Genomic DNA, 4996 nt, shown 5'->3' with positions numbered 1-4996 from the left:
GCAAGGTCTGACCGTGGAAATCAGCCATGATTTTTCCGACCGACGCGGCGACGTCGAGGCCGACCGTATCGACCAGTTCGATCGGTCCCATCGGCATGCCGAACTTGAGCGCGGCCTTGTCGATCACCGGGCCAGGGATGCCTTCGCTGAAGCAGATGATCGCTTCCTGCATGTACGGCGCGAGGATGCGATTGACCAGGAAGCCGGGCGTTCCAGCAACCGGTACCGGCAGTTTGTCGATCGCACGGCAGAACGCGGCGAGGCGGCGTTCCACTTCCGGATCGAGAAAGTCGTGCTTGACGATTTCCACCAGCGGCATCAGCGCGACCGGATTGAAGTAGTGCAGGCCGGCGAAGTTGGATTGATTCTTGAGATTGGCGCGCAACTCGGTCAGCGGAATCGAACTGGTGTTGCTGACCAGCAAGGTGCCGGGTTTCATCTCGTCTTCGAGCTTGGCGTAGAGCGCGCGCTTTGCGTCGAGATTTTCGAAGATCGCTTCGATGATCAGGTCGGCCTTGGCGACGCCGCTGCCTTCGACATCGGCAACCAGGCGCGCGCTGGTTTCGGCGCGCTTGGCGTCGTTCTTCACTTTCTTTTCGAACAGTTTCGCCGCGCGTTCCATCGCCGGTTGCACGTATTGCATCTCGCGATCCTGCAAGGTCACGTCGAAGCCGCGCAGCGCGCACCAGGCGGCAATATCGCCGCCCATTACGCCGGCGCCGATCACATGCACGTGCTTGATGCCATGTTCTTTTCCCCCCAGACCCTTGAGGCGATCCATCAGGAAGAACACGCGCACGAGGTTGTGTGCGGTCGGCGTGCTGGCCAGCTTCACCACTGATTTCGCCTCGGCCTTGAGGGCGACCGGTATCGGCTGGCCGCCGCTGCGTCGCCAGGTTTCGATCAGCAGGAAGGGTGCGGGGTAGTGCTCTTTGCGGGCCTTGCGCGCGGTCGCCTTGGCGATTTGCGGCGCGAGGATTTGCCGCGCCAACCAGGTGTTCGTGGCCCAGGCGAGCAGGCGCTGCTTGATCGAACGCTTGCCGCCGCGCTGCAGGAGACCGAGTGCGGCTTCAAGCAGCATCGCCGGCTCGACGACCTTGTCGACCAGGCCCATCGCTCTTGCCGAAGACGCCGACAGCGCGCGTCCAGTCAGCATCAGATCGAACGCGGCCGGCGCGCCGATCAGGCGCGGCAGGCGGACGCTGCCACCCCAGCCCGGATAGATGCCGAGCTTGATTTCCGGCAGGCCGATGCGGGTTTTTTCATCGTTGCTGGCGACGCGATAGCGACAGGCCAATGCGATTTCGGTACCGCCGCCCATGCAATGGCCGTGGATCGCCGCGACCGTGGGGCAGCGCAATTCGGCTAGGCGTTGGAAGATCAGTTGCCCGCGGCGTATCCAGTCCTCGACCAGTCCCTTGGCCTCGATTTCCTCGAAGCCCTTGATGTCGGCGCCAGGGATGAAGCCAGCGGCCTTGCCCGAGCGGATCACGATGCCTTTGGGCAATTCCAGCGCGATGCGTTCGAGCATCGCGTCGAGTTCGTCGATGACGGCGCGGGACAGGGCGTTGACGTTTTCGTCGGCGCGATCGAGCGTGAGGATCAGGATGCCGTCCGGGCGCAGCTCGGGTTTCCAATGGGCAAGGCGAAGGCCGTCGAACATGGCTGTTCCATACGTCAGGGTAGGGGAATGGGCCGTATCATCCGGGCAGGGTCGGGCCCCGGTCAATGACGGCGCCGCGATCCGGATGCGATCCGGCGGCAGTGGATCGCGGATCCGGTCTGTGTTGCGTGAAGCGCACAGCCCCGACATTCGCCCGATCGACGCCCGGCGCGAACTTTTCCGACATGGCATTGTCTTTCCAGCGGCCCCGTCGGCCGCAAGGAGCAGCGGCCCCGATGGGCGAGAACGAACTCGACCTGGATCTGGTCAAGCGTGTACAGCACGGCGACAAGACAGCTTTCGATCTGCTGGTGCGCAAATACCAGCACCGCATCGGCGCTGTCATTGGCCGTTTCGTACCCGATTACGCCGAAAGCCAGGACATCGCGCAGGAAAGTTTCATCCGCGCGTACCGGGCGATCGCCAACTTCCGTGGTGACAGCCAGTTCTATACATGGCTCTACAGGATTGCCGTGAACACAGCCAAGAACCATCTCGTCGCGATGAAACGCCGACCGCCGACCTCCGATGTCGATGTCGACGACGCTGAACACTACAGCGGCGCTGGCCGCATGCACGACCACGACACGCCCGAACACGAAATGCTGCGCCAGGAAATCGCCCGGGAAGTCAGCGATACCGTCGCCGAATTGCCGGAAGAATTGCGCCAGGCGATCACCCTGCGCGAAATGGAAGGCCTGAGTTACGAAGAGATCGCCGAGACGATGGATTGCCCCATCGGCACCGTGCGCTCACGGATTTTCCGCGCCCGCGAAGCGATCGACGCCCGCCTGCGCCCCTTGATGGACAGCGAACGAGTACGCCCATGAACAGCCTCGACGAAAAAATCTGCGAACAGCTCAGTGCCTTGATGGACGGCGAGTTGCCGGCCGATGAGGCGCGATTCCTCGAGCGTCGCCTGGCCAATGAGCCGGCCCTGCGCGAACGCTGGGAGCGCATGCAGCTTGCCTCGGCCTGCATGAAGGGGCAGCCGCTGCGCCTGATGCGCGCAAGCCTTGCCGAAAATGTCGCGAAGGATTTGGCGATCGAGCCGACGGCGAAAAAATCCCGACGCCCCTTGCTTGGTTGGGCGATCGCCGCGTCGGTGGCGTTGCTGGCCGTGGCATTCGGTCCACGTTGGGGCAGCCACGAAACGTCCAGCACGGCGCCTGTTCTCGCCGATACGCCGGTGATCCAGTTCGCGCCTTTCGTCGCCACGCCATCTTCGGCGGATCTGGTAGCTGAGGCGAGCGCCACGGCGGCGCCGATGGAATCGTTGATCAAGCCGGCACCGCGCAGTGTGCCGGCAAAAAATCCCGACATCGGCAAGCCGACGATTGCGGCGGTTGCAGGCACGCAGTCACCATCCGATTTCCCCTTGGTTGAAGGCAATGGGACCAAGGCCTGGCCGCGTTCGACGCTGCCATCAAACACCAACGACCCGGCGCTCGAGGCCTATCTCGTGCGCCACAACCAGATGATGAGCGATGACGGCCTGAGCGGTTTCGTGCCGTATGTCGACGTGGTCAGCAACGACCCGGGCAATGCTGCCGGCGAAAACCAGAGCGGGGGCACCGATAAGTGAAGTCGCGCGTACTTGTTCTCCTGCTGGCGGCCGGCCTGAGTCAATCCGCATTCGCGGACGAGCCCTCGGCACCGGCACGCTGGTATCAGGGCGCGAAGTCCTGGGTGAGCAGCCTGTGGGGACAGGATGCCGGTGCGTGGCTGGCGCGTATCGGCCCGGCGCTGACCGAAAAAAATTATCAGGGCACGCTGGTGATGGTGTCCGGCGCGCACATGGAAACGCTGGGTGTTTTCCATGCTTACGACAAGGGCGTGGAGCGCATGCGCCTGGTCGCGCTGACTGGTCCACGCCGCGAAGTGATCCAGGACGACAAACTGGTCATGTGCATTGGCACAGGGATCGGCCCGGTCGGCTACGACGCCGATACCGCCGGGCGCTGGAATCCCGGCGGGCAATTTGCCGATGCCGCCGGTCTTGCCGGCTATCACGCCAAGCTTGGCGCGGTTGGACGCGTGGCCAATCGCGATGCCCAGATCGTCGACATCCAGGCGCGCGATCCCTGGCGTTATGGTTATCGCCTCTGGCTGGACAAAGAGACAGCGCTGCCACTGCGTCTGGCGTTGATCGGCGAGAGCGGGCAGTCGCTGGAGCAAATGGTGTTCACCGATCTGCAGATGGATGTGATGCCGGACGCGGCTGACCTGAAACCGTCGACGGATCAGGATCTGCGCCGCGTACAGACCTTGAGCGCTGGCAATGAAACCGATCCAGGCTGGCGCGTCGGCTCGCCGCCGCCGGGTTTCGTACTGCGCGGTGCGCGTCGTCTCGGTGATTCGGTGCAGTTGCTTTACAGCGATGGCCTCGCCAGCGTGTCGGTGTATATCGAACCGATGCCGAGTGCCGAGGTGGGGCGCTCGGCGATGCATCGCGGTGCAGTCAACGCCATTTCCTACTGGCAGGGCGGTCGCCGAGTCGTGGCGATCGGCAAGGTGCCGGTGCAGACCGTCGAATATTTCGCGCGCAACGTCCAGGCCGCGCCTGGTGTGAAGACCGGTGGCTGAGCGCCAGGCGCGCATCGTTGCGATCGCGCCGCAGGGTGTGCGGCTGCGCTTGCTCGGCAGTCGTTGCACTCCCTGCGAAAACGGTTGCGGTGGCCGTTGCAACCTGTTCGTCGGCGATGCCGAGGGCGAGCTGGAGTTGCCAGGTGAAAAGCCTGCTGCGCCGTTGCAGGTTGGCGATCTGGTTGTGCTCTCGCTGGACGATGTCGCGCTGCGGCGCAGCGCCTGGGCGGGCTACGGCCGCGCCTGGATTGGCCTGTTGTTGGGGGCTTTGCTGGGATATGCGCTAGGGCGCGGGCTCGGCATGGCCGTTGATATTTTCACCTGTGCCGGGCTTGTCGCCGGAACTTCCGCCGCCATATTTTCTTCCAAGCCGACGCTGGCGCAGCCACGCCTGGTCCATCCTGAAATGCATTCCTGACACTTTCGCAGAGTCGATTCCGCCATGAAGACGCTTCCACGCATCGCCATCACTTTTTCCTCGGTCGCCCTCGCTGGCCTGGTGTTCGCCCAGTGGCAGGATCGCGCCGTCGCGACGACTCCGGCACCCGCCGCGCTGACTCAGGCCAGCGTCGTACCGGCTGCCACTGCACCGAGCGCCGCGCCGTTGGTGAACCTGCCGGATTTCTCGCGACTGGTCGAATTGGCCGGGCCGGCGGTGGTGAACATCGAGGCGACCATCGGCAGCGGCAGCCGTCGCGCCGTCGCCCAGCGCGACGACGATGATTCCGATTTGTCGCAGCAGCCCAA

At 64.0% G+C, this 4996-nt stretch carries 5 protein-coding genes and 1 pseudogene; 5 read left to right on the top strand and 1 reads right to left on the bottom strand.

Going from position 1 to position 4996, the window contains the following annotated elements:
* On the bottom strand, nt 1-1663 hold a 1663-nt coding region (locus VKM35_RS06485; RefSeq protein WP_324319577.1), incomplete at its 3' end, for a 3-hydroxyacyl-CoA dehydrogenase NAD-binding domain-containing protein.
* A 236-nt stretch (nt 1664-1899) separates the two neighbouring features.
* Between VKM35_RS06485 and rpoE the strand changes: the two genes are divergently transcribed.
* From rpoE to VKM35_RS06460, 5 genes and pseudogenes are all read left to right on the top strand, one after another.
* On the top strand, nt 1900-2493 hold the full coding sequence (gene rpoE / locus VKM35_RS06480) for an RNA polymerase sigma factor RpoE (protein ID WP_324319574.1): 594 nt from the start codon (nt 1900-1902) through the stop codon (nt 2491-2493).
* Nucleotides 2490-3248, top strand: a complete 759-nt coding sequence (locus VKM35_RS06475; RefSeq protein WP_324319573.1) for a sigma-E factor negative regulatory protein — start codon at nt 2490-2492, stop codon at nt 3246-3248. The genes rpoE and VKM35_RS06475 overlap by 4 nt, the downstream gene beginning before the upstream one ends.
* Complete coding sequence (locus VKM35_RS06470) at nt 3245-4249, top strand: MucB/RseB C-terminal domain-containing protein (protein ID WP_324319571.1); 1005 nt, start codon at nt 3245-3247, stop codon at nt 4247-4249. The genes VKM35_RS06475 and VKM35_RS06470 overlap by 4 nt, the downstream gene beginning before the upstream one ends.
* Complete coding sequence (locus VKM35_RS06465) at nt 4242-4667, top strand: SoxR reducing system RseC family protein (protein WP_324319569.1); 426 nt, start codon at nt 4242-4244, stop codon at nt 4665-4667. Before VKM35_RS06470 ends, VKM35_RS06465 begins: the two co-directional genes overlap by 8 nt.
* Before the next feature lie 24 nt (nt 4668-4691).
* A pseudogene (locus tag VKM35_RS06460) lies at nt 4692-4996 on the top strand (hypothetical protein); the annotation flags it as partial.

The sequence above is a fragment of the Arenimonas sp. genome (genome assembly GCF_035312645.1).
Taxonomy (GTDB): Bacteria; Pseudomonadota; Gammaproteobacteria; order Xanthomonadales; family Xanthomonadaceae; genus Arenimonas.
Note: the sequence above shows the minus strand (reverse complement) of the source record. Positions and strands in the feature narration are given on the sequence as shown.

What these genes read in the sequence shown, in the direction of transcription:
- VKM35_RS06475 (WP_324319573.1), top strand. Translation starts at nt 2,490, where the DNA reads ATGAACAGCCTCGACGAAAAAATCTGCGAACAGCTCAGTGCCTTGATG.
- rpoE (WP_324319574.1), top strand. Translation starts at nt 1,900, where the DNA reads ATGGGCGAGAACGAACTCGACCTGGATCTGGTCAAGCGTGTACAGCAC.